The organism is Caldimonas hydrothermalis, assembly GCF_056746695.1.
Window position 1 is genome coordinate 323,090 of record NZ_JBWQXA010000003.1, and the last position, 22,091, is coordinate 345,180.

Genomic DNA, 22,091 nt, shown 5'->3' on the forward strand with positions numbered 1-22,091 from the left:
TCTGGCACTGCAGCGCCGGGCTTCCTATGCTGCGGCCCGTTCCCCAACCGAGGCCGGCGGCGCCGGTCGACACCGCAACCAGCACCGCAGGAGACAACGATGCTGCAGCTTTCCCCATTGCCCCCGCGCTGTCGGCGTGTGGCCCGGCAGGGCCTGGCCGCCTTGGCATTGGCCGCCACGACCCTGGGCCCCTCGACGGCCCAGGCCCAGAGCGCACCGCGCACGGCCTTCGTGCATCTGTTCGAATGGAAGTGGACCGACATCGCGCGCGAGTGCGAGACCTTCCTTGGGCCCAAGGGGTTCGCGGCGGTGCAGGTGTCGCCCCCGAACGAGCACAACTGGGTGACCAGCGGTGACGGTGCGCCCTATCCGTGGTGGATGCGCTACCAGCCGGTGAGCTACAACCTCGACCGCAGCCGCAGCGGCACCCGCGCCGAGTTCCAGGACATGGTCAACCGCTGCAACGCCGTGGGGGTGAGCATCTATGTGGACGCGGTGATCAACCACATGTCCGGCGGCACGGGCGGCACCTCGAGCGCTGGGCGCAGCTGGAGCTATCACCACTATCCCGGGCTCTACGGTCCGAACGATTTCCACCAGCCGGTGTGCTCCATCACCAACTACGGGGATGCGAACAATGTGCAGCGTTGCGAGCTCTCGGGCCTGCAGGACCTGAACACCGGCAGCGCTTACGTGCGCGGCAAGATCGCCGACTACCTGGTCGGTCTGGTCAACATGGGGGTTAGGGGCTTCCGCGTCGATGCGGCCAAGCACATCAGCCCGACCGACCTGGGCGCCATCATCGATGCGGTCAACAGCCGCACCGGCACGAAACGGCCCTTCTGGTTCCTGGAGGTGATTGGCGCGGCCGGCGAGTCCGTGCAGCCGAACCAGTACTTCTCGCTCGGCGGCGGCCAGGTCACCGTGACCGAGTTCAACTACGGCAAGCAGATTTTCGGCAAGTTCGCCGGCGCAGGCCGGCTGGCCGAGCTGCGCAGCTTCGGCGAAACCTGGGGCCTGATGCCCAGCAGCAAGGCGATCGCTTTCATCGACAACCACGACAAACAGCGGGGTCACGGCGGCGGGGGCAACTACCTGACCTATCACTACGGCGCGACCTATGACCTGGCGAACATCTTCATGCTGGCTTGGCCCTATGGCTACCCGGCGCTGATGTCCAGCTATGCCTTCAACCGCAGCACGGCGTACGACACGAGCTTTGGCCCGCCGCACGACAGTGGCGGGGCCACCCGCGGCCCTTGGGACGGTGGCGTGAGCCAGCCGGCCTGCTTCAATCAGAGCATCGGCGGCTGGGTGTGCGAACACCGCTGGCGTGGCATCGCCAACATGGTGGCCTTCCGCAACGCCACACTGTCGAACTGGACGGTGACCGACTGGTGGGACAACGGCAACAACCAGATCGCCTTCGGCCGCGGCGACAAGGGCTTCGTGGTCATCAATCGCGAAGGAGCGGCACTGACGCGCAACTTCAAGACCAGTCTGCCGGCCGGCCAGTACTGCGATGTCGTCTCGGGGGACTTCAACAACGGCCAGTGCACTGGCAACGTGGTGACGGTGGATGCCGGCGGCTATGTGACGCTGACGGCCGCACCGAACGGGGCCGCGGCGATCCATGTGGGGGCCCGCCTGGGGGGAAGCGCCCAGCCCTCACAGACGGCTGCCGTCACGTTCAACGTGACGGCCGACACCGTGTGGGGGCAGAACCTCTTCGTCGTGGGCCACCACACGGCATTGGGGAGTTGGTCGCCGGCGGCAGCCAAGCCCATGACCTGGATCTCCGGCTCGGGCACCCGCGGCGACTGGCGCACGGTGCTGAACCTGCCCGCCAACACCACCTACCAGTACAAATTCATCAAGAAGGATGGGGCCGGCAATGTGGTGTGGGAAGGCGGCAGCAATCGCATCGTGACCACTCCCTCCGGGGGCGGCTCGGTGAGCACCGGCGGCACCTGGCAATAGCTGTGCAGCCGGGGGTGGCTCCGTCATGGGGCCACCACCCGCAGCATCTCGTAGCAGTTGCCCAGCGTGTGGTAGTCGAGCCGGCCCACTGGGGTCTTCTCCTCGCCCAGGCGGCGGTTGTCGCGGGTGAGCGTGTGGTACCAGGCGCCGTGCTCGTGGTCGATGAAGTAGTCCCAGCAGTAGGACCACAGCCGGTCGTACCAGCGCCAGTAGGTTTCCAGGCCGGTACGGTGCCCCAGCAGGGCTGCGGCGGTGGCCGTCTCGGACTGCACCCAGAAGGCCTTGTGGTCGTCGCACAGGCTGCCGTCGGGGGCCATGCGGTTGAACAGGCCGCGGGCCTCTTCGTCCCAGCCATGAGCGACGGTGAAGTCGAACAGGGCCTGGGCACGAGGCAACAGCCAGGGGGCGGGGCGCAGGCGGTCGAGGATCAGCAGCAGCTTGGCCCACTCGGCCTGGTGGCCGAACTGGTAGCCCCAGGGACGGAAGATCTCGTCGGGCCGGTCGCGGTGGTAGGTCCAGTCGGGCGTCCAGTCGGCGTGGTAGTGCTCCCAGACGTGACCGTCGGTCTGGTCGGCCAGGTCCACCGTGACGCGGCGGGCGATGCGTTCGGCCCGGTCGAGGTAAGAGGTCTCGCCGGTGGCCTCGAAGGCGCCCAGCAGAGCTTCGAAGACGTGCATGTTGGCGTTCTGGCCGCGGTAGGGGCCCCAGCCCCCTTCGACCAGCTCGTCGGCATACAGGCCCTGGGACTCGTCCCAAAAGAGGGTGTTCAGCGTTTGCCAAGTCTGCGCCAGCCATTCGCGCGCCTCGGCCACGCCGGCCTTCAGTGCGTGCGCGTAGGCCAGCATCACAAAGCCCAGGCCATAGGCGTACTGGGCCGCGTCTTCCACCACGTGCTCGCGGGTGCCGTCTGGGCGGTCCTCGACGCGCAGCATCCAGGCGTAGCGGCCGGTGGCCGGGTCGAGGTGAGCCTCGCGCAGGAAGGACAGGCCGTGGCGCACGGCGTCGAGGTAGGTGGGCGCGCGGAAATGCTGATGGGCCTGGGCGTAGTTGTAGATCAGCCGGGTGCTGTTGACGAGGTGCCGGTGTTCGGTGTCATAGGCGGTGCCGTCGTCGAGGAAGAAATGGAAGTAGCCCCCGCGCCGGTCGATGCAGCGGGGGTGGTAGAAGGCCATGGTGTGAAAGATGTGCTCTTTCAGGAAGGCCGGAGAACGGTAACGCGGGAAGACATGCATCTCGCGAGGGTATCAGGCGATGCGCTGCTGTGTCTGCCCGTCGAAGAGGTGGCAGTGTTCGGGGGACCAGGCCAGGTGCACGCGCTCGCCTACGCGCTGAGGCACCTTGCCCGGCACCCTGACGGTCAGGCGGCCCAAAGGCGTGTCCACCAAGGCATAGGTTTCGGGCCCGGTGGGCTCGACCATGCCCAGCTCGCCGGGCAGTCCCTGGCCTGCGAACTGCAGGGCCTCGGGGCGCAAGCCGTAGCTGATGGCGCTGTTCCCGTGAGCCTGGAGGGCCTGGCGCTGGGTGGGCGTCAATGCCAACCCCAGTCCGTGGGCCTGCAGCTCGTCGGCGCCTGTGCGCGAGGCCTCGATGAAGTTCATCGCCGGCGAGCCGATGAACTCGGCGACGAAGCGGTTGGCCGGGCGGCTGTAGATGTCGTCCGGGGTGCCGAACTGCTGGACCTGGCCGTCCTTCATCACCGCGATGCGGTCGCCCAGGGTCATCGCCTCGACCTGGTCGTGCGTGACATAGACCGTGGTCGTGCGGGTGCGCTGGTGCAGCAGCTTGATCTCGGCGCGCATCTCCACGCGCAGCTTGGCGTCCAGGTTCGACAGCGGCTCGTCGAAGAGAAAGAGCTTGGGGTTGCGCGCCAGGGCGCGGCCCATGGCCACACGCTGGCGCTGGCCTCCCGATAGCTGCGCCGGCTTGCGTTCGAGCAGATGCTCGATCTGCAGCATCTTCGCCACGCGTGCAACTGCTGCTGTGCGCTCGGCCTTGGGCACCTTGCGCATCTCCAGCGCAAAGCCGATGTTGTCGGCCACCGTCATGTTGGGGTAGAGCGCGTAGCTCTGGAACACCATCGCGATGTCACGGTCCTTGGGCAGGGCGTGGGTGACGTCACGGTTGCCGATGTGGATGCTGCCGGAGGTGGGGTGATCCAGGCCGGCGATCATCGCCAGCAGCGTGGACTTGCCACAACCTGAGGGGCCGACGAGGATGAGGAATTCGCCCGCCTCGACCTCGAGGTCGATGCCCTTGAGGATTTCGACAGAATGGTAGGCCTTGCGGACCTGGCGGATGGAGAGGGCTCCCATGGGGTTCAACCTTTCACGGCGCCGGCGGTGAGGCCGCGCACGAAGTATTTGCCGGCGACGATGTAGACCGCCAGCGTGGGCAATGCAGCGATCATGGCGGCGGCCATGTCGACGTTGTATTCCTTGACGTTGGCGGTGGTGTTGGCGAGGTTGTTCAGACCCACCGTGACGGGCTTGGCCTCGGCGCCGGTGAACACCACGCCATAGAGGAAGTCGTTCCAGATCTGCGTGAACTGCCAGATCAGCGTGACGACCAGGATGGGCGTGGACAGCGGCAGCACGATGCGCCAGAAGATGCGCCAGAAGCCGGCACCGTCGATCATCGCGGCCTTCACCAGTTCGTCGGGCAGGCCCACGTAGTAGTTGCGGAAGAAGAGGGTGGTGGACGGCAGACCGGCCAGCACATGCACGAGCACCAGACCCCACAGCGAGGTGGACAGGCCCAGCCAGCCCAGCACCTGCGACATCGGCAGCAGCACCACCTGCATGGGCATGAAGACGCCAAAGAGCATCAGCCCGAACACGAGCTCGCTGCCGCGGAAGCGCCACTTGCTCAACACATAGCCGTTGAGCGCTCCCAGCGCGGTGGAGATGAGCACGGCTGGCACCACCATGGCGATGGAGTTCATGAAGAAGGGCCGCAGTCCGCCGCAGTCAGTGCCAGTGCAGGCGCTGGACCAGGCCTTGGACCAGGCGGCCAGGCTGGGGTCGGATGGCAGGTCGAGCAGGCCGCCGGCGCGGATCTGGTCCATGTCCTTCAGCGAGGTGACCACCATCACGTACAGCGGTGCGAGGAAGATCGCGGCGAACAAGGCCAGCGCGCCCAGCAGGAGGAAACGGTGCAGGTGCTTCATGTGGGCTTCCTCGTGCGCAGCTCGCTGTAGAGGTAGGGAACGACGATGGCCGCCACGGTGGCCAGCATGACGGTGGCCGACGCGGCTCCCAGGCCGATCTGGCCGCGGGTGAAGGCCATCGTGTACATGAAGGTGGCGGGCACGTCGCTGGCAAAGCCGGGGCCGCCGGCGGTCAGCGCCATCACCAAGTCGAAGCTCTTGATGGCAATGTGCGAAAGCACCAGCAGCGTGCTGAAAAAGACGGGCCGCAGGCTGGGGATGAGAATGCGCCAGTAGATGCGCGGCAGACTGGCGCCGTCGAGCTGGGCGGCCTTGACGATGCTGTCGTCGATGCCGCGCAGGCCGGCGAGGAACAGCGCCATCACGAAACCGGCCGACTGCCACACGCCAGCGATCACCACGGTGTAGATGGCCCGATCGGGGTTGATGAGCCAGTCGAACTGGAAGCTCTCGAAGCCCCACTGGTGCATCAGGTGCTCCAGACCCAGACCGGGATTCAGGATCCACTTCCAGGCCGTGCCGGTGACGATGAAGCTCAGCGCCATCGGGTAGAGGAAGATGGTGCGCAGGGCCCCCTCGGCGCGCACCTTCTGGTCGAGCAGGATCGCCAGCAGCAGGCCCAAGGCCATCGACAGGCCGATGAAAAGAACGCCGAAAACGGCCAGATTGCGCATGGCCAGCCACCAGCGTTCGCTGGCAAAGAGGGTGGCGTACTGTTCGAGCCCGACAAACTCGTAGTTGGGCAGCAGCCGCGAGGCCGACAGCGAGAGGTAGCCGTTCCAGGCGATGAAGCCGTAGATGAAGACCATCGACAGCACGAAGGACGGCGCGAGCACCAGCCGCGGCAGCCAGGGCTGGCGCGGCCGCAAAGGGGCAGAGGAGGTCATGCGGGGTTGGTCAGGAACATCGTGGGGCTGCCGCAGCCCCGGGGCCGCGGCAGCCGGCGCACCAGGCGCCGGGGCAGGGTCACTGGGCGCGGGCGGCGGCGGCGATGCGGTCCATCGCTTCCTTCGCGCTCATGCGGTCGCTGTTCCAGAATTGCGAGACCACGTCCTTGATCGCGCCTTCGGCGGCTGAAGGCACGGCCATCCCGTGTGCGATGGAAGGCACCAGTGTGCCGGCTTTGGCCGAGGCAACGAAGTCGCGGGCCGAGAGCTTGGCGCAGTCGTCGAACTTGGAGAGGTCCATATTCAGGCGCACCGGGATGGAGCCCTTGTTGAGATTGAACACCTCCTGGAACTCGGGTGAGACCAGCGCGGCCGCAAGGTCTTTCTGCGCTTTCACGTTGGCCTCGTTCTTGATCTTGAACATCGCGAAGCTGTCGACGTTGTAGGTGAAGGCCTGGGCGGTGCCGGGGGCCGCGGCGCAGACGAAGTCCTTGCCGGGCACTTTGCCCGCGGCGACGAACTCACCCTTGGCCCAATCGCCCATCAGCTGCATGCCGGCCTGGCCGTTGATCACCATGGCCGTGGCCAGGTTCCAGTCGCGGCCTGGGGCGTTGCGGTCGGTGTAGTCCTTGATGCGCTTGAAGGTGGTGAGCACCTTCTCCATCGTCGGGCTCTTGAGCGTGGCTTGATCGAGTTGCACCAGGGCCTTCTTGTAGAACTCCACGCCTCCCACACCCAGCGCCACCGATTCGAAGGTGGTGAAGTCCTGCCAGTTCTGGCCGCCGTGGGCCACCGGGATCACGCCAGCCTTCTTGAGCGCCTCGGCCGCGGAGAAGAATTCGTCCCAGGTGGTGGGCAGCTTCACACCGGCCTTGGCCAGCACGGCCGGGTTGGCCCAGATCCAGTTGACACGGTGCACGTTGACCGGCGCGGCCACGTAGCTGCCCTTGTACTTCAGGCCATCGGCGATGGGCTTGGGCAGCAAGGCATCCCAGTTGTTCGCCTTGGCCACATCATCGATGTTGGCCAGTACGCCCTCGCGGGCCCACTCCTGGATCGAGGGCCCCTTGATTTGCGCCGCAGCCGGTGCGTTGCCCGAGACGACACGCGACTTGAGCACCGTCATCGCCGAATCGCCGCCGCCGCCCGCGACGGCGAAATCCCGCCAGGTGTGGCCCAGCTTGAGCATCTGGCCCTTCAGGGCGGTGGCAGCCTTGGCTTCGCCGCCGGAAGTCCACCAATGCAGCACTTCCACTTCGCCCGCGGTGGCGGCCGTGCCCAGGCCCAGGGCGACACAGGCGGCCAGGGCCTGCAAGGGTTGGCGCACGAGGCGGCGGGGGGTGGGACGGGTCAGGGTCATGTCCTTGCTCCTCAGGTTGTGGATTTGCACGTTCCGCTCAGGGATGGCCGCGCAATGTTAAGAAAAAATTAAACAAACATCCAGACAGCATTAATGAGGGATTACCCGGGTTTGCCGCGGATCGCACCCCCGCGGAAACGCTGATGCTGCGATGCGACCCTGCGCTTACGCTCGGCAGGTGCCGGCGTGACTCCTGCCGCGACATTCCACAAGAAATCTTCTGGAGATGCCCATGAACCCGAACCGTCGTCGAATGATCCTGGCCGCTGGTCTGGCACCCGCCCTCGGGGCATGGGCGCCGCTGGCCTGGGCCCAGCAGGCCTTCGAATCGATCCTGATGTTCGTGCCGGCCGCCCCTGGGGGCGGCTGGGATGGCACGGCCCGGGCCATCGAGGCCGCCTGCAAGGCGGCCGGCTTGGTGGGCAGTTTCCAGTTTGAGAATGTCGGCGGTGCTGCCGGCATGGTGGGCTTGCCGCGCTTTGTGAACCAGCGCCGGGGGCAGGGCAATGCGATGATGGTCGGCGGCTCGGTGATGGTGGGCGGAGGCATTGCCAACAAGAGCCCGGTCACGATCAAGGACGTCACGCCGCTGGCAAGGCTGACGGAGGAGGCTGGTGTCATCGTGGTGCCCGCCAGCAGCCCGCACAGGACCTGGAAGGATCTGGAAAACGCCCTGCGCGCCGACCCGAGGGCCGTGAGCGTGGCCGGCGGCTCCTCGGGTGGGACGGACCACCTGTTGCTGGGGCTGATCCTGCGCGCCCTGGGCAAGAACCCGCGCGAGGCGGCCTATGTGGCCTTCGCCGGCGGCGGCCCGGCCACGGCGGCGGTGCTGGGGGCCCAGGTGGTAGCCGGGATCTCAGGCTATTCCGAGTTCGCCGAGCACATCCGCAGCGGGCGACTGCGCGCCCTGGCGGTGTCGGGCAGTGCCCGCATCCCGGGTGTGGACGTGCCCACGCTGAAGGAGCTGGGCCTGGGTGTGACGGCCGCCAACTGGCGCGGCGTATTCGGGGCCCCCGGCATCTCGGCGGCCCAGCGCCAGGCGCTGATCGACCTGCTCACCCGCATGCATGCCTCGCCGGCCTGGAAGGACGTGCTCGAGCAGCGCAAATGGACCGATGTCTTCCTCGCCGGTGATGCGTTTGCGCAGATGCTGGCGGCGGACATCGCGGCCACCGAGGCGGTGATGAAGGACCTGGGCCTGGCATGACGGGGCCGCTGCGACGGCGTGCCGGCCCGGTGTGCATGGGCCTGGCGCTGTTGGCCCTGGTGGCGCTGGCGGCCTGGCAGGTCGGGTTGATTCCCGAGCCGCCCGTGTTTGCGGCGGTGGGCCCCGCCGTGATGCCGCGAATCCTGGTGGCAGCGCTGGCGGGGCTGTCGGTCCTGTACCTGGCCATGAGCCTGTTGGGCCGCAGCAGCGATGTGATGCTGGACGAGCACGAATCACCGCTGCCAGGCCGGCAGGGGCGGGTCGCCTGGATGATCGCCGGCCTGGCGGCTTTACTGGGCCTGACACCGGTGCTGGGCATCGGGCTGGCCGGGGTGATCGCCTTCGTGAGCATCGCACGGGCCTTCAACAGCAGGCGCTGGGGCCGTGACCTGCTCGTCGGGACGATCGTCTCCTTTGCGGTGTGGGGCCTGTTCGACCGGCTGCTGGGTGTCCCGCTTGGCCGCTTCGCGAGCTTCCTGCCCTGGCCCTGAGCGCGAGCGTCCACCCCGCCCATGCTGTCGTCCCCCTCTCTGCCCACGCCATGGACACCTTCGCAGCCCTGATGGGCGGCTTTGCCGCCGCCTTGCAGCCCGAGATCCTGCTCTACGGCTTCCTGGGCTGCCTGCTGGGCACGATGGTGGGCGTGCTGCCCGGCATCGGTCCGGCGCTGACGATCGCCTTGCTGCTGCCGCTGACCTACAAGGTGCCGGCTGCCGCGATGTTCGTGATGTTTGCCGGCGTGTACTACGGGGCAATGTACGGGGGCTCGACCACCTCGATCCTGATCAACACGCCAGGTGAATCGGCCACGGTGGTGACGGCCCTGGAGGGCTACCGCATGGCCCAGCGGGGACGCGCCGGGCCGGCCCTGGCCACGGCGGCTATCGGCAGCTTCGTCGCCGGCACGCTGGCCACGCTGGCGCTGACCTTCGTGGCCCCCTGGGTGGTGGACGTGGCCTTGCGCTTCGGGCCGGCCGAATACTTCAGCTTGATGCTGCTGTCGCTGGTGGCCGTCTCGGCCGTGCTGGGCCGTTCGGTGCTGCGCGGCCTCATCGCCCTGGGGCTGGGGCTTCTGGTTGGTCTGGTGGGCATCGACCTGCAAACCGGCCAGCCGCGTTTCACCTTCGGCCGGGCCGAGTTGCTCGACGGCGTGGAGTTCACGGCCGTGGCGGTGGGCCTGTTCGCGGTGGGCGAGGCGCTGTACCTGGCCTGGCAGGGCCGGGCCGGCAAGGGCGAGGTGCTCAAGGTGCAGGGGCGGGTGTGGCTCACGCGCCAGGACTGGCGGCGCAGCTTCTGGCCTTGGGTGCGGGGCGCGGGCTTCGGGTTTCCGATCGGTGCCCTCCCAGCCGGCGGCGCCGAGTTGCCCACGCTGCTGTCGTATTACACCGAGAAGAAGCTCTCCAGGCACAAGGAGGAGTTCGGCCACGGGGCCATCGAAGGCGTGGCCGGGCCGGAAGCGGCCAACAATGCCTCGGCCGCGGGCGTGTTGATGCCGCTGTTGACGCTGGGCATTCCCACCTCGGCGACCGCCGCGGTCATCCTCTCGGCCTTCGAAAGCTATGGCCTGCAGCCCGGGCCGACGCTCTTCACGTCGCAGTCCGGCCTGGTGTGGACCTTGATCGCCAGCCTGTACATCGGCAATGTGATTTTGCTGATGCTCAACTTGCCACTGGTGGGGCTGTGGGTGAAGCTGCTGTCGATTCCGGTGCCGCTGCTTTATGCGGGCATCATCCTGATCTCCACCGTCGGGGTCTATGGTGCAGGCAACTCGCTGTTCGATGTGGGCCTGCTGTATGTCTTCGGCGTGATCGGCTATGCGATGCGGCGCTTCGATTTCCCTGTGGCGCCGCTGGTGGTGGGGCTCATCCTCGGACCGATGATGGAGCAGTCGATGCGCCAGGCGCTCACGATCAGCCAGGGCCAGTGGAGCACCTTCGTGACCCGGCCGATCTCCGGCGCACTGCTGCTGATTGCGGCGCTGCTGCTCGTGCTCCCACCGCTGTGGAAGGCCGTATCAGGGCGCAGCCAACGGTAGGCGCACCACGGCCCGCAGGCCGTGAGGCTGCACCGGCTCCAGATGCACCTGGCCGGCGTGGCGCTCGACGATCTCCTTGACGATGGCCAGCCCCAGTCCGCAGCCTTGGCCGTCATGGCTGGCGCGCACGAACCGCTCGAAGACGCGCCGGTGGGCATCGGGGCCGGCCTCAGGGGGCAAGCCCGGCCCGTCGTCTTCGACCACCACCTCGGCCTGCCCCTGCGTCGCGCAGCTGCGCACGGTGACGCTGGCGCCACGTCCGGCGTAGCGCACCGCGTTGTCGATCAGATTGAGCAGCACCTCGCGCATCAGCAGGCTGTTGCCCAGGATGGGCAAAGGCTCGACGTCGCGGTCCTCGACCCCGAGGTCCACCCCGGCCTGCAAGGCTCGGGGCACCTGTTCGGCCGTGACCTCGCGCACCAGCCGGGCCAGGTCGAAGCGGCGGCGTCCGAGGGTCGCGGCCGATTCGGGCTCGGCCCGCGCCAGCACCAGCAACTGCCCCACCAGGTGGGCGGCGCGGGTGGCGCTTTCATGGACACGCTGCAGCCTCGCACGCAGCGCCGGGTCCTGCGCCTCGGCCAGGGCCAGCTCGGCTTGCGACTTCAGCCCGGCCAAGGGGGTGCGCAACTGGTGGGCGGCGTTGCTGATGAAGCGGCGTTGCGTGCTCACGTTTTCCTGCACCTGGGCCAGCAGGCTGTTGACGGCTTGGGCCAGGGCGCGCACCTCCTGGGGGGCGGCTTCCAGTTCGATAGGGGCCAGGTCGTTGGGGGCTCGGTCTTCCACTACCGCTTGCAGCCGCGCCAGCGGGGCCAGGCCGGTGCGGATGCCCCCCCAGACGATCAGCGACATCAGCAGGATCAAGCCCGACAGCGGCAAGGCGGTGTCGATCAGGATTTGCCGAGCCAGCTCCTCACGGCTGGCCCGGCTCTTGGCCAGTTGCACGAGCATGCGCTGCGGCGAGGCTTTGTCGCCATAAGTCAGGTACAAGGCAGCCACGCGCACAGGCACCCCATCGACCAAGCCGTCGTAGAAATAAGGCCGATCCAGTTGCAGATGGGGAATGGGCGGAGGCGGCGGCAGCGTGTTGTTGCCCAGGATGAACTGGCCCGGCGGTGTGCTGACCATGTAATAGACGCGGTCGTCGGGGTCTGTTTCCAAGATGGCCTGGGCAGCCTTCGGCAAGTCGATCAACAGGCCATTGTCGATGGGCTTGACCTGCTGCGCCAGCGCACGGGAGGATTGATACAGACTGCGATCGATCGCCAGATTGGCGTAGCGTGCCGCCACGCTGTAGGTGACGAAGGCGGCTGCAATCCACAGCACGAGCTGAGGAATGAGCAGCCACCACATCAAGTGGCGGTGCAGGGAGCGCCGCCCCGGGGCCAGACCCAGGCGTGCCTGCAAGGCGCTCCAGCGCGAGGGGTTCACGCTTTGGGGTCCGTTTCGAGCAAGTAGCCCAGCCCGCGCACGGTGCGGATGGACAACCCGGAGGGCTCCAGCTTGCGTCGCAGACGATGGATGTACACCTCGATCGAGCCGGCCGGTTCGCCCTTGGCCCCCGCCTCTCCGCTCCAGACCTGGGTGATCTGTTCTTTGGTGACCACCTTGTCTCGCTGGCTGAGCAGCAGCTCCAGCAAGGACCATTCCCGCGGTGACAAGTCCACCGGTTCGCCAGCGACGGTGGCTCGTCGCGCATCGCGGTCCATGAGCAGCTGTCCGGCTTGCAGCATGGCTGCATGGCCTGGCTGCGCCCGCCGCAGCAGAGCCCGCACCCGGGCTTCGAGTTCGGGAAACTCGAAGGGCTTGGTCAGATAGTCGTCGGCCCCGGCGTTGAGCCCCTCGACGCGGTGCTCCAAATCGCACAACGCGGTCAACACCAGGATGGGCTGGGCCGGCTTGCTGGCGCGCACGCGCTTGAGCACGGTCAGCCCATCGACCAGCGGCAGGCCGATATCGAGAATGGCGGCATCGAAGTGCTGGCGGTTGAGCAGGTATTCGGCCACCGCGCCGTTCTCGGCGGTCTCCACCTCGAAGCCGGCGTGTTCGAGGTTGGCCACCAGGGCATCGGCGAGGATGGCGTCGTCTTCGGCAAGCAAGAGTCGCATGCCAAAAGCTTAACGTGAAATTACAGGCTCCGTCCTGGGGCTTGCACTATGGGCGAGGACGGATCGCAGGGCCGGGTGGCCTCGATCGGCCTCGGGGGGGCAGGGGCTGAAGGCCGGCCCGCGCTGCGGGCTTTCAGCACTCGACGATGTTGACGGCCAGCCCGCCGCGGGCGGTTTCCTTGTACTTGGTTTTCATGTCCGCCCCGGTCTCCCACATGGTCTTGATCACCTGGTCGAGGCTCACATGGTGCACCCCGTCGCCGCGCAGGGCCATGCGCGCGGCGTTGATGGCCTTCACCGAGGCGATCGCGTTGCGCTCGATGCAGGGGATCTGCACCAGCCCGCCCACGGGGTCGCAGGTCAGGCCCAGGTGGTGCTCCATGCCGATCTCGGCGGCGTTTTCTACCTGTTCGGGCGTGCCGCCCATGACGGCGCAGAGGGCGCCGGCAGCCATCGAGCAGGCCACGCCCACCTCGCCTTGGCAGCCCACCTCGGCACCGCTGATCGAGGCGTTCTCCTTATAAAGGATGCCGATCGCCCCGGCCGTGAGCAGGAAGTCGATCACGCCGGCCTCGGTGGCGCCGGGCACGAAGCGGGTGTAGTAGTGCAGCACGGCCGGCACGATGCCGGCGGCCCCATTGGTGGGGGCGGTCACCACGCGCCCGCCGGCCGCATTTTCTTCGTTGACCGCCAGGGCATAAAGGTTCACCCAATCCATCACCTGCAGCGGGTCCTTCAGGGCTGCTTCCGGGTGGGCCGTGAGCGAGCGGTACAGCGCCGCTGCGCGCCGGCGCACCTTGTAGCCCCCGGGCAGCGTGCCCTCGGCACGGCAGCCGCGGTTCACGCATTCCTGCATCACCCGCCAGATGTGCAGCAGCCCCGCGTCGATCTCGGCATCGCTGCGCCAATGACGCTCGTTCACGCGCATCACGCCGGCGATGGACAGGCCCTCGCGGCGGGTGAGCGCCAGCAGTTCGGCCCCGCTGTGAAAGGGCAGGGGCAGCACGGTGGTGTCGGGCGCGATGCGCTTTTGCCTGCTCCCGTCGGCGGCGACCTCCTCGCTGACCACGAAGCCCCCGCCCACCGAGAAATAGATGCGCGCAGCCAGCTCGGCGCCAGCGGCATCGAACGCCAGGAAGCGCATGCCGTTGGCATGGAAGGGCAGGCTCTGGCGGCGCAGGAAGACCAGGTCCTCGGCCTCGTTCAGCGCGACGCGATGGGTGCCGCCCAGCACGAGTGCGCGCTCCTGGCGGATCGCCTCCAGCATCGCAGGCACCTGGTCTACATCCACCGTGTCGGGCTCGTGGCCGGCCAAGCCCAGCAGCACGGCCTTGTCGCTGCCATGGCCCTTGCCGGTGGCGCCCAGCGAGCCGTACAACTCGCAGCGCACGCGCGTCACGGCGTCGAGCACCCCCTCATGCCGCAGCCGCTCGATGAACATCCGCGCGGCCCGCATCGGACCCACGGTGTGCGAGCTCGACGGACCGATGCCCACTTTGAAGAGGTCGAAGACCGAGACGGCCATGGGCAGGCTGCAGGAGGGATGAGATTCAGTCCTGGCAGAGCTGCCGCAGGTCGGCGGCAAAAGCATCCACCGCCTCGGCCGTGGTGTCCCAGGCGCACATCAATCGGCAGCCGCCACCGGCGATGAACTGGTAGAACTTCCAGCCCTTCGCGTACAGGCGCTCGATGACCGGGGCCGGGAGCTGGGCGAACACCGAGTTCACCTGCGGGGGGTGCAGCACCTGCACACCAGGGATATCGCGGATCGCCTCATAAAGGCGTTGCGCCATCGCATTGGCATGCCGGGCATTGCGCAGCCAGACGTCGTTTTCCAGCAGGCCCACCCAGGGAGCCGAGATGAAACGCATCTTCGAGGCCAACTGACCCGCCTGCTTCACACGGTAGGCGAAGTCCTCCGACAGCGCCCGGTCGAAGAAGACCACCGCTTCGCCGATGGGCAGGCCGTTCTTGGTGCCACCGAAGCACAGCACGTCCACGCCGGCGCGCCAGGTGATCTCGCTGGGGTGGCAGCCCAGCGCGGCCACCGCATTGGCAAAGCGCGCACCGTCCATGTGCAGCTTGAGCTTGCGCCGTTTCGCAATCGCCGAGATCGCACGCACCTCCTCCACGGTGTAGACCGTGCCCAGTTCGGTGGCTTGCGTCAGGCTCACCACCTTGGGCTTGGGGTAGTGGATGTCGCTGCGCTTGGTGACGAGCTGCTCTACCGCGTCGGGGGTGAGCTTGCCCAGCCGGGCGGAGGGGCTCTCGGCTTCGGCCACCAGCAGCTTCGAGCCGTTCGAAAAGAACTCCGGCCCGCCACACTCGTCGGTCTCGATGTGGGCCACCGGCGTGCAGATCACCGAGTGGTAGCTCTGGCACATCGCGGCCAACGCCAACGAATTGGCCGCCGTGCCGTTGAACACGAAATAGACGTCGCAATCGGTCTGGAAGAGCTCGCGGATCCTGTCGGTGGAGCGTTGGGTCCAGATGTCCTCGCCGTAGCCGGGCTGGTGACCACTGGCATTGGCCTGCATGAACCAATGCGTAGCCTCCGGGCACATTCCCGCGTAGTTGTCGCTGGCGAATTGCTGTTTCATGACGGTCTTACTGGTAGTCGCTCAAGGGCACGCAACTGCAGAACAGGTTGCGGTCGCCGTAGACGTTGTCCACCCGGCCCACCGGCGACCAGTACTTCTGCCGGCGCAAACTGGCCAGCGGGTAGGCGGCCTCTTCGCGGGTGTAGGCATGGTTCCACTCGGCCTTGAGCAGGCTCTCGGCCGTGTGCGGCGCATTCTTCAGCGGGTTGTCCTCGCGCGGCCATTCGCCGCGCTCGACTTTGGCAATCTCTTCGCGGATGGCCAGCATGGCCTCGACGAAGCGGTCCAGCTCGGCCAGCGACTCGCTCTCGGTGGGCTCAACCATCAGCGTGCCGGCCACTGGGAAGCTCAGCGTGGGCGCATGGAAGCCGTAGTCGATGAGGCGCTTGGCCACGTCCTCGGCCGTGATGCCGCTGGTTTCCTTCAGCGGACGCAGGTCCAGGATGCACTCGTGGGCCACACCACCGCCCTTGATACCCGGCACGTTGCTGCTGAAGTGCAGCTCGTAAGGGCCGTCCAGGCGTGCGGCGATGTAGTTGGCGCTCAGGATGGCGGTTTCGGTGGCGGCCTTCAGGCCTTCGGCGCCCATCATGCGCACATACATCCACGAGATCGGCAGCACCGCGGCATTGCCCAGCGGGGCGGCGCTCACCGCCCCCACCTGCGAATCGCTGCCCAGGCCCGCGCTGCGGTGCGCCGGCAGGAATGGCACGAGATCGGCCACCACGCACACCGGGCCCACACCCGGGCCGCCCCCACCGTGGGGGATGCAGAAGGTCTTGTGCAGGTTCAGATGGCTCACATCGCCGCCGAACTCGCCAGGCGCGGCCACGCCCACCAGCGCGTTCATGTTCGCGCCATCGACGTAGACGCGCCCACCATGGGCATGCACCAGCTCGCACAGCTCCTTCACGCGCGTCTCGAACACCCCATAGGTCGAGGGGTAGGTGATCATCACGCAGGCCAGGCGTTCGCTGTACTGCTCGCACTTGGCGCGCAGGTCCTCCAGATCCACATTGCCGTCGGCGTCGCACTTGGTCACCACGACCTGCATGCCTGCCATCTGGGCCGAGGCCGGGTTGGTGCCGTGGGCCGATTCGGGGATCAGGCAGATGTTGCGATGTCCCTGGCCCCGTGCCTCATGGTAGGCCTGGATGATCAGCAGCCCGGCGTATTCGCCCTGCGAGCCGGCGTTGGGCTGCAGGCTGATGCCGGCATAGCCCGTGGCCTGGCTCAGCCAGGCGCACAGTTGCTCGTTGAGCTGCGCATAGCCCTGTAGCTGGTCCTGCGGTGCAAAGGGGTGGATGTGCGCAAACTCCGGCCAGGTGATGGGGATCATCTCGCTGGTGGCGTTGAGCTTCATCGTGCACGAACCCAGCGGGATCATCGTGCGGTCCAGCGCCAAGTCCTTGTCCGACAGGCTGCGAAGGTAGCGCAGCATCTCCGTCTCGGAGTGATGGGTGTTGAAGACCGGATGAGTGAGGTAGGGGCTGGTGCGGCGCAGTGCCTCAGGGATGAGCGGGGCGACGCCCTTCTCGGCGGCGTCCCACGAGGGCAGGGGGCGGCCCTGGGCGAACACCCGCCACAGCGCTTGCACATGCTCGCGCGTGGTGGTCTCGTCCAGCGAGATGCCCACGGTGGTCGCGCTGGCGCGGCGCAGGTTCATGCCTGCGGCCACGGCAGCGGCCAGCAGGGCCTCGGTCTGCTCGCCCGTGCGCAGCTCCAGGGTGTCAAAGGCGGTGTCGTGGGTGGTGGCCCAACCCAGGCTGGCCAGGCCCTGCGCCAGCACCGCAGTGAAGCTGGCCACGCGCTGGGCAATGCGCTTGAGGCCCTGCGGGCCGTGGTAGACGGCATACATGCTGGCCACGACGGCCGGCAACACCTGTGCGGTGCAGATGTTGGACGTGGCCTTCTCGCGGCGGATGTGTTGCTCGCGCGTCTGCAGCGCCAGGCGGTAGGCCGGAGCGCCGTGGGCATCCACGCTCACGCCCACCAGGCGGCCGGGCAGCGAACGCTTGAACTCGTCGCGCGTGGCCATATAGGCGGCATGCGGCCCGCCATTGCCCATGGGCATGCCGAAGCGCTGCGTCGTGCCCACGACGATGTCGGCGCCCTGTTCGCCCGGCGGCACCAGCAGGGTCAGAGCCAGCAGGTCGGCGGCCACTATGGCCAGGGCGCCGCGGGCATGCACGGCCTCGGTCAGCGGCCGCAGGTCCAGGATGCGACCGGTGACGCCCGGGTACTGGAACAGGGCGGCGAAGCAGTCCGTCCGCCCGGCCTGCTCGGCCGGGCCGGTTACCACCGTCAGCCCGAGCGGCCGCGCGCGGGTGCGCACCACTTCCAGGGTCTGGGGCAGCACGTCGTCGGCCACGAAGAAGGTCGTGCTCTTGCTCTTGCCCACCCGGGCAGCCAGGGTCATGGCCTCGGCCGCGGCCGTGGCCTCGTCCAGCATCGAGGCATTGGCAATCGCCATGCCCGTCAGGTCGCACACCATGGTCTGGAAGTTCACCAGGGCTTCCATGCGCCCTTGCGAGATCTCGGCCTGGTAGGGCGTGTAGGCGGTGTACCAGGCGGGGTTCTCCAGCACGTTGCGCAGGATGACGCTGGGCGTGTGGGTGCCGTAATAGCCCTGACCGATGTGGCTGCGCAGCACCCGGTTGCGAGCGGCAATGGTCTTGAGTTCCTCGAGGGCGCGAGCCTCCGGTACCGGCGCAGGCAGCTCCATCGGGGCGCTGCGCACGATGCTGCGCGGCACGACGGCCTCCATCAGGGCGGCGCGGGAGGCCGCACCGATGGCCGAGAGCATCGCGCGTTCATCGGCGGCATCGATGCCGATGTGGCGGGCCACGAATTCATCGCGGGCTTCGAGGTCGCTCAAGGGGGTGAGGGCAGACATGAGCATGGCGTTGGGGCGAAGAAGGTCATTCGACGGCCGCACCTGCACAGGCAGGCTGCGGCCGTCGCTCGCAGGTCAGGCGTTCTTGACGAGTGCGTCGTAGGCCGGGGCGTCGAGCAAGGCATCGAACTCGGCCAGATCGTCCATCTTGATCTTGAAGAACCAGCCCTTGCCCAACGGGTCGGAATTGGCCAGCGACGGGTCGGCGCGCAGCGCCTCGTTCACTTCGAGGATGTGCCCACTGACCGGTGCGTAGACGTCGGCGGCAGCCTTGACCGATTCGACCACGCCGGCCACGTCGCCCTTTTTGAACTCGGCCCCCACGGCAGGCAGGTCGACGAAGACCACATCGCCCAGCGCGTCTTGGGCATGGGGCGTGATGCCAATGGTGGCGACGCCTTCGTCGCCATCGAGTTCGATCCACTCGTGGTCGGGGGTGTACTTGACGGTCATGCAGGACTCCTGGATGGAATGGAAAACGGGGTGATCAGCGGTAATAGCGGTGCGGCACGAAGGGCAGGGCCGTCACCCGCATCGGGTGGGTTTTCTCGCGCACCACGGCATGCACGATGGAGCCGGTGGCCGCATGGTTGACCGGCAGGTAACCCATCGCGATGGGCACACCCAGCGTGGGGCTTACGGTGCCGCTGGTGACGTGACCGGCGTTGTGACGGGCTGCATCGAGCAACTTGGCGCCCTCGCGCACCGGGGCTCGCTCCAGGCCGAGCAGGCCCACGCGCTTGACCAGGGCCCCCTGGGCCAGTTGCAGCTCGATCGTCTGGGCGCCGGGATAGCCGCCTGCACGGGCGCCGCCGGGCCGGCGCACCTTCTGGATCGCCCAGGCCAGCGCGGCCTGCACTGGTGTGGTCTGGGCGTCGATGTCGTGCCCGTGCAGGCACAGGCCGGCTTCCAGGCGCAAGGTGTCGCGAGCGCCCAGGCCGGCCAGCTTCACCTCGGGCTGCATCAACAGCACGCGGGCCAGGGCCTCGGCGTCCTCGGCGGCCACAGAGATCTCGAAACCGTCCTCCCCGGTGTAGCCCGAACGGGTCACGAAACAGGCCTTGCCGGCGAGCGTGAAATGATCACCCGTCATGAATCTCAGCCGCTGCACATCGGCGTTCACACGGGCCAGGGCGTCGGCGGCCAGCGGACCTTGCAGGGCCAGCAGCGCCCGGTCGGGCAGGGCCTGCACCGTGCAGCGGTGACCGATGTGGGTGTTCAGATGCACCAGGTCGGCCTGCTTGTTGGCCGCATTGACCACCAGCAGCAGATCGTTCTCCCGACGCGTGATCATCAGGTCGTCGAGGATGCCGCCGCTGGCGTTGGTGAAGAAGCCGTAGCGCTGCTTGCCCACCGGCAAGTCGATCACGTCCACCGGCACCAACGATTCCAGGGCGCGGGCGGCATCTTCTCCAACCAAGTGGATCTGGCCCATGTGGGAGACGTCGAACAGGGCTGCACTCTCGCGGCACTGCCGATGCTCGGCGATGATGCCTTCGTACTGCACCGGCATCTCATAGCCGGCAAAAGGCACCATGCGGGCGCCATACTCTTGGTGCAGGGCGTACAGGGGCGTGCGCAGCAGCGCGGGCGTCGAGACTTGGGCGGACATGGCGTTCTCCTGGGGCTGTCATGCGAGCATGCCGTCCCGAAAGCCGGTCCGGCATGTGCTGCCCTCGCTGTCCGCTTTACCTGAGAGATTGGCCGCCTGACTGTTTCAGCCGCAGCGGCTTGCCCCTTCGGTGGGCCGGATGACCATCGTCGCCCGGCCTCTCTCCAGTGAGGAACGCCTTGTCCACAAGGCGCTTGTCAGTCCTGGGTGCCTGAGCGTTCGGGCTTGGGCCCTGCGCCTTCGGCGGCCCCCGCAGGGGCTCTCTCCTGACAGATGCCAGTGTAATTCACCGGCCAAGAAAATGGCGACCCCGGGGCCGCCGAATATCCCCCGAGGCAGCGCCCGGGCGGGGGGTCACATGCCCGCGTAGTTGGGCCCGCCACCGCCTTCCGGCGTGACCCAGACGATGTTCTGCGTCGGATCCTTGATGTCGCAGGTCTTGCAGTGCACGCAGTTCTGCGCGTTGATCTGCAGGCGGTCGCTGCCGTCTTCGCCCTTGACGAATTCGTACACGCCCGCCGGGCAGTAGCGGCTCTCGGGCCCGGCAAACCGGCTCAGGTTGACCGCCACGGGCACGCTGGAGTCCTTGAGCGTCAGGTGGGCCGGCTGGTTCTCCTCGTGGTTGGTGTTGCTCACGAACACCGAGGACAGGCGGTCGAAGGTCAGCGTCCCGTCGGGTTTGGGGTAGACGATCTTCTCGCACTGGTCGGCCGGCTTGAGATAGACATGGTCGGGCTGGTCGCGGTGCAGGGTCCACGGCGGGCTGTGGATGCCGATCTTGGGCAGCAGCCACTGCTCCACCCCGGTCATCAGCTTGCCCACCAGCGGGCCCTTCTTGAACCAGTGCTTGAAGTTGCGCGACTGCTGCAGTTCCTCGTACAGCCAGCTCTTCTCGAAAGCCTCGGGGTAGGCCGTCAGCTCGTCGGCCGACCGCCCGGCCGTCACGGCGTCGAAGACGGCCTCGGCGCACAGCATGCCGCTCTTGATGGCGGCATGGCTGCCCTTGATGCGCGCCGCATTGAGGTAGCCGGCGTCGCAGCCCACCAGGGCACCGCCCGGGAACACCGTCTTGGGCAGGGCCTGGGGTGTGCCATTGTTGATGGCGCGGGCGCCATAACTCAGGCGCTTGCCGCCCTCGATATGCGCCCGGATGGCCGGGTGCGTCTTCCAGCGCTGCATCTCCTCGAAGGGGCTGAGCCAGGGGTTCTGGTAATCCAGGCCGATCACGAAGCCCAGCGTGACCTTGTTGTCCTCGAGGTGGTAGAGGAAGCCGCCACCGAAGGTCTGATCATCCATGGGCCAGCCGGCGGTGTGCACCACCAGGCCCGGCTTGGCCTTGGCCGGGTCGATCTCCCACAGTTCCTTGATGCCGATCGCATAGGTCTGCGGGTCCTTGCCTGCATCGAGCTTGTAGCGGGCGATGAGCTGCTTGCCCAGATGCCCGCGCGCACCCTCAGCGAAGATGGTGTACTTGCCCAGCAGCTCCATGCCGAGCTGAAAATGATCGGTGGGCTGGCCGTCCTTGCCCACGCCCATGTTGCCGGTGGCCACGCCGCGCACGCGGCCCTGCTCGTCATAGAGCACCTCGGCGGCGGCAAAGCCCGGGAAGATCTCCACGCCAAGGCCCTCGGCCTGCTCGGCCATCCACTTGACCACGTTGCCCAGCGAGATGACGTAGCACCCGTCGTTGTGGAAGTTGCGCGGCACGAAGAAGTCGGGGATGCGCGTGCTGCCGGTCTCGGTGAGCGTGAGCACATCATCGCCGGTGACGGGCTGGTTCAGCGGCGCGCCCAGTTCCTTCCAATTGGGGAAAAGCTCGTTCATCGCGCGCGGATCCATCACCGCGCCCGACAGGATGTGGGCCCCGGGTTCGGAGCCCTTCTCCAGCACCACCACCGAGATCTCCTGGTTCTTCTCGGCGGCGAGCTGCTTCAGCCGGATGGCCGTGGCCAGCCCCGCGGGGCCGGCGCCGACGATCACGACGTCGTATTCCATGGATTCGCGCGGGCCGTACTGCTCCAGGATCTCTTGCGCAGTCATCGTGTCTTCCTCTTCGAATGGATGGGATCGCCTGGGGGCCGAGGCCGACGCTTCCGCCCCGAACTGCCGCGATTCTATCGGCTTGTCATGAAAAATCGAACGATCGTTCGATTCTGTGATCGGGAGCTGACTCTAGCGCATCGTTCGCCGCGCCGCTGTCGGCCGTGCGACAGGCTGTGATCGGGCCCGTGGTCCCGCTATGC

Annotated in this window: 17 protein-coding genes and 2 riboswitches; of the genes, 4 read left to right on the forward strand and 13 right to left on the reverse strand. The window is 67.4% G+C overall.

The window, feature by feature from the left end:
• The first annotated feature begins 99 nt into the window (after window positions 1-99).
• A complete protein-coding gene (locus AC1ECW_RS06725; RefSeq protein WP_481201484.1) occupies window positions 100-1,980 on the forward strand; it encodes a carbohydrate-binding module family 20 domain-containing protein in 1,881 nt (626 codons plus the stop codon).
• A gap of 23 nt (window positions 1,981-2,003) precedes the next feature.
• Here the strand turns inward: AC1ECW_RS06725 and AC1ECW_RS06730 are convergent, their stop codons facing one another.
• The 5 genes from AC1ECW_RS06730 to AC1ECW_RS06750 form a co-directional block, all read right to left on the reverse strand.
• Window positions 2,004-3,212 (reverse strand): AGE family epimerase/isomerase, encoded by a 1,209-nt coding sequence (locus AC1ECW_RS06730; protein WP_409707231.1) that lies wholly within the window; start codon window positions 3,210-3,212, stop codon window positions 2,004-2,006.
• A 12-nt stretch (window positions 3,213-3,224) separates the two neighbouring features.
• Complete coding sequence (locus tag AC1ECW_RS06735; RefSeq protein ID WP_481201485.1) at window positions 3,225-4,292, reverse strand: ABC transporter ATP-binding protein; 1,068 nt, start codon at window positions 4,290-4,292, stop codon at window positions 3,225-3,227.
• Between the two features lie 5 nt (window positions 4,293-4,297).
• Window positions 4,298-5,146 carry a carbohydrate ABC transporter permease gene (locus AC1ECW_RS06740; protein WP_409707237.1) on the reverse strand — a complete coding sequence of 283 codons (849 nt, stop codon included), beginning with the start codon at window positions 5,144-5,146 and terminating at the stop codon, window positions 4,298-4,300.
• The gene (locus tag AC1ECW_RS06745) at window positions 5,143-6,033 is read right to left on the reverse strand and encodes a carbohydrate ABC transporter permease (RefSeq protein ID WP_409707240.1); all 891 of its coding nucleotides are present in this window, start codon (window positions 6,031-6,033) and stop codon (window positions 5,143-5,145) included. Before AC1ECW_RS06745 ends, AC1ECW_RS06740 begins: the two co-directional genes overlap by 4 nt.
• Window positions 6,034-6,112: 79 nt before the next feature.
• On the reverse strand, window positions 6,113-7,393 hold the full coding sequence (locus AC1ECW_RS06750; protein ID WP_409708395.1) for an ABC transporter substrate-binding protein: 1,281 nt from the start codon (window positions 7,391-7,393) through the stop codon (window positions 6,113-6,115).
• Between the two features lie 232 nt (window positions 7,394-7,625).
• Here AC1ECW_RS06750 and AC1ECW_RS06755 point away from each other — a divergent pair, with 232 nt between their 5' ends.
• Genes AC1ECW_RS06755 through AC1ECW_RS06765 form a run of 3 tightly spaced genes read left to right on the forward strand, consistent with a single transcriptional unit; the run spans window position 7,626 to window position 10,635 of the window.
• On the forward strand, window positions 7,626-8,600 hold the full coding sequence (locus AC1ECW_RS06755) for a Bug family tripartite tricarboxylate transporter substrate binding protein (RefSeq protein ID WP_409708398.1): 975 nt from the start codon (window positions 7,626-7,628) through the stop codon (window positions 8,598-8,600).
• On the forward strand, window positions 8,597-9,091 hold the full coding sequence (locus tag AC1ECW_RS06760) for a tripartite tricarboxylate transporter TctB family protein (protein ID WP_409708400.1): 495 nt from the start codon (window positions 8,597-8,599) through the stop codon (window positions 9,089-9,091). The genes AC1ECW_RS06755 and AC1ECW_RS06760 overlap by 4 nt, the downstream gene beginning before the upstream one ends.
• Window positions 9,092-9,141: 50 nt before the next feature.
• On the forward strand, window positions 9,142-10,635 hold the full coding sequence (locus AC1ECW_RS06765; RefSeq protein ID WP_409708403.1) for a tripartite tricarboxylate transporter permease: 1,494 nt from the start codon (window positions 9,142-9,144) through the stop codon (window positions 10,633-10,635).
• Here AC1ECW_RS06765 and AC1ECW_RS06770 read toward each other — a convergent pair.
• From AC1ECW_RS06770 to AC1ECW_RS06805, 8 genes are all read right to left on the reverse strand, one after another.
• Entirely contained in the window at window positions 10,615-12,063 is a 1,449-nt protein-coding gene (locus tag AC1ECW_RS06770) for a sensor histidine kinase (RefSeq protein ID WP_409708406.1), read from the reverse strand. The two genes, AC1ECW_RS06765 and AC1ECW_RS06770, sit on opposite strands and share 21 nt — an antisense overlap.
• On the reverse strand, window positions 12,060-12,740 hold the full coding sequence (locus AC1ECW_RS06775) for a response regulator transcription factor (RefSeq protein WP_409708409.1): 681 nt from the start codon (window positions 12,738-12,740) through the stop codon (window positions 12,060-12,062). The genes AC1ECW_RS06770 and AC1ECW_RS06775 overlap by 4 nt, the downstream gene beginning before the upstream one ends.
• A gap of 133 nt (window positions 12,741-12,873) precedes the next feature.
• On the reverse strand, window positions 12,874-14,265 hold the full coding sequence (locus tag AC1ECW_RS06780) for an L-serine ammonia-lyase (protein WP_481201486.1): 1,392 nt from the start codon (window positions 14,263-14,265) through the stop codon (window positions 12,874-12,876).
• Between the two features lie 25 nt (window positions 14,266-14,290).
• Entirely contained in the window at window positions 14,291-15,340 is a 1,050-nt protein-coding gene (locus AC1ECW_RS06785; RefSeq protein WP_409707978.1) for a threonine aldolase family protein, read from the reverse strand.
• A gap of 7 nt (window positions 15,341-15,347) precedes the next feature.
• Window positions 15,348-18,242 carry an aminomethyl-transferring glycine dehydrogenase gene (gcvP, locus tag AC1ECW_RS06790; protein ID WP_409707981.1) on the reverse strand — a complete coding sequence of 965 codons (2,895 nt, stop codon included), beginning with the start codon at window positions 18,240-18,242 and terminating at the stop codon, window positions 15,348-15,350.
• A gap of 69 nt (window positions 18,243-18,311) precedes the next feature.
• The gene (gene gcvH, locus AC1ECW_RS06795; RefSeq protein WP_409707984.1) at window positions 18,312-18,689 is read right to left on the reverse strand and encodes a glycine cleavage system protein GcvH; all 378 of its coding nucleotides are present in this window, start codon (window positions 18,687-18,689) and stop codon (window positions 18,312-18,314) included.
• A 34-nt stretch (window positions 18,690-18,723) separates the two neighbouring features.
• Window positions 18,724-19,848 (reverse strand): glycine cleavage system aminomethyltransferase GcvT, encoded by a 1,125-nt coding sequence (gene gcvT, locus AC1ECW_RS06800; protein WP_481201487.1) that lies wholly within the window; start codon window positions 19,846-19,848, stop codon window positions 18,724-18,726.
• Window positions 19,849-19,905: 57 nt separating this feature from the next.
• Window positions 19,906-20,026: riboswitch (glycine riboswitch) on the reverse strand.
• 10 nt (window positions 20,027-20,036) lie between these two features.
• A riboswitch (glycine riboswitch) is annotated at window positions 20,037-20,127 on the reverse strand.
• A 75-nt stretch (window positions 20,128-20,202) separates the two neighbouring features.
• Window positions 20,203-21,888 (reverse strand): electron transfer flavoprotein-ubiquinone oxidoreductase, encoded by a 1,686-nt coding sequence (locus AC1ECW_RS06805; protein WP_481201488.1) that lies wholly within the window; start codon window positions 21,886-21,888, stop codon window positions 20,203-20,205.
• Window positions 21,889-22,091 lie beyond the last annotated feature (203 nt).

Excerpts from the sequence above, each read along its gene's own strand:
- AC1ECW_RS06725 (WP_481201484.1), top strand. The coding sequence starts at position 100 with ATGCTGCAGCTTTCCCCATTGCCCCCGCGCTGTCGGCGTGTGGCCCGG.
- AC1ECW_RS06750 (WP_409708395.1), bottom strand. The coding sequence starts at position 7,393 with ATGACCCTGACCCGTCCCACCCCCCGCCGCCTCGTGCGCCAACCCTTG.
- gcvH (WP_409707984.1), bottom strand. The coding sequence starts at position 18,689 with ATGACCGTCAAGTACACCCCCGACCACGAGTGGATCGAACTCGATGGC.
- AC1ECW_RS06760 (WP_409708400.1), top strand. The coding sequence starts at position 8,597 with ATGACGGGGCCGCTGCGACGGCGTGCCGGCCCGGTGTGCATGGGCCTG.
- AC1ECW_RS06735 (WP_481201485.1), bottom strand. The coding sequence starts at position 4,292 with ATGGGAGCCCTCTCCATCCGCCAGGTCCGCAAGGCCTACCATTCTGTC.
- AC1ECW_RS06785 (WP_409707978.1), bottom strand. The coding sequence starts at position 15,340 with ATGAAACAGCAATTCGCCAGCGACAACTACGCGGGAATGTGCCCGGAG.
- AC1ECW_RS06780 (WP_481201486.1), bottom strand. The coding sequence starts at position 14,265 with ATGGCCGTCTCGGTCTTCGACCTCTTCAAAGTGGGCATCGGTCCGTCG.
- AC1ECW_RS06765 (WP_409708403.1), top strand. The coding sequence starts at position 9,142 with ATGGACACCTTCGCAGCCCTGATGGGCGGCTTTGCCGCCGCCTTGCAG.
- AC1ECW_RS06775 (WP_409708409.1), bottom strand. The coding sequence starts at position 12,740 with ATGCGACTCTTGCTTGCCGAAGACGACGCCATCCTCGCCGATGCCCTG.
- gcvT (WP_481201487.1), bottom strand. The coding sequence starts at position 19,848 with ATGTCCGCCCAAGTCTCGACGCCCGCGCTGCTGCGCACGCCCCTGTAC.
- AC1ECW_RS06755 (WP_409708398.1), top strand. The coding sequence starts at position 7,626 with ATGAACCCGAACCGTCGTCGAATGATCCTGGCCGCTGGTCTGGCACCC.
- AC1ECW_RS06745 (WP_409707240.1), bottom strand. The coding sequence starts at position 6,033 with ATGACCTCCTCTGCCCCTTTGCGGCCGCGCCAGCCCTGGCTGCCGCGG.
- AC1ECW_RS06730 (WP_409707231.1), bottom strand. The coding sequence starts at position 3,212 with ATGCATGTCTTCCCGCGTTACCGTTCTCCGGCCTTCCTGAAAGAGCAC.
- AC1ECW_RS06740 (WP_409707237.1), bottom strand. The coding sequence starts at position 5,146 with ATGAAGCACCTGCACCGTTTCCTCCTGCTGGGCGCGCTGGCCTTGTTC.
- AC1ECW_RS06805 (WP_481201488.1), bottom strand. The coding sequence starts at position 21,888 with ATGACTGCGCAAGAGATCCTGGAGCAGTACGGCCCGCGCGAATCCATG.
- gcvP (WP_409707981.1), bottom strand. The coding sequence starts at position 18,242 with ATGCTCATGTCTGCCCTCACCCCCTTGAGCGACCTCGAAGCCCGCGAT.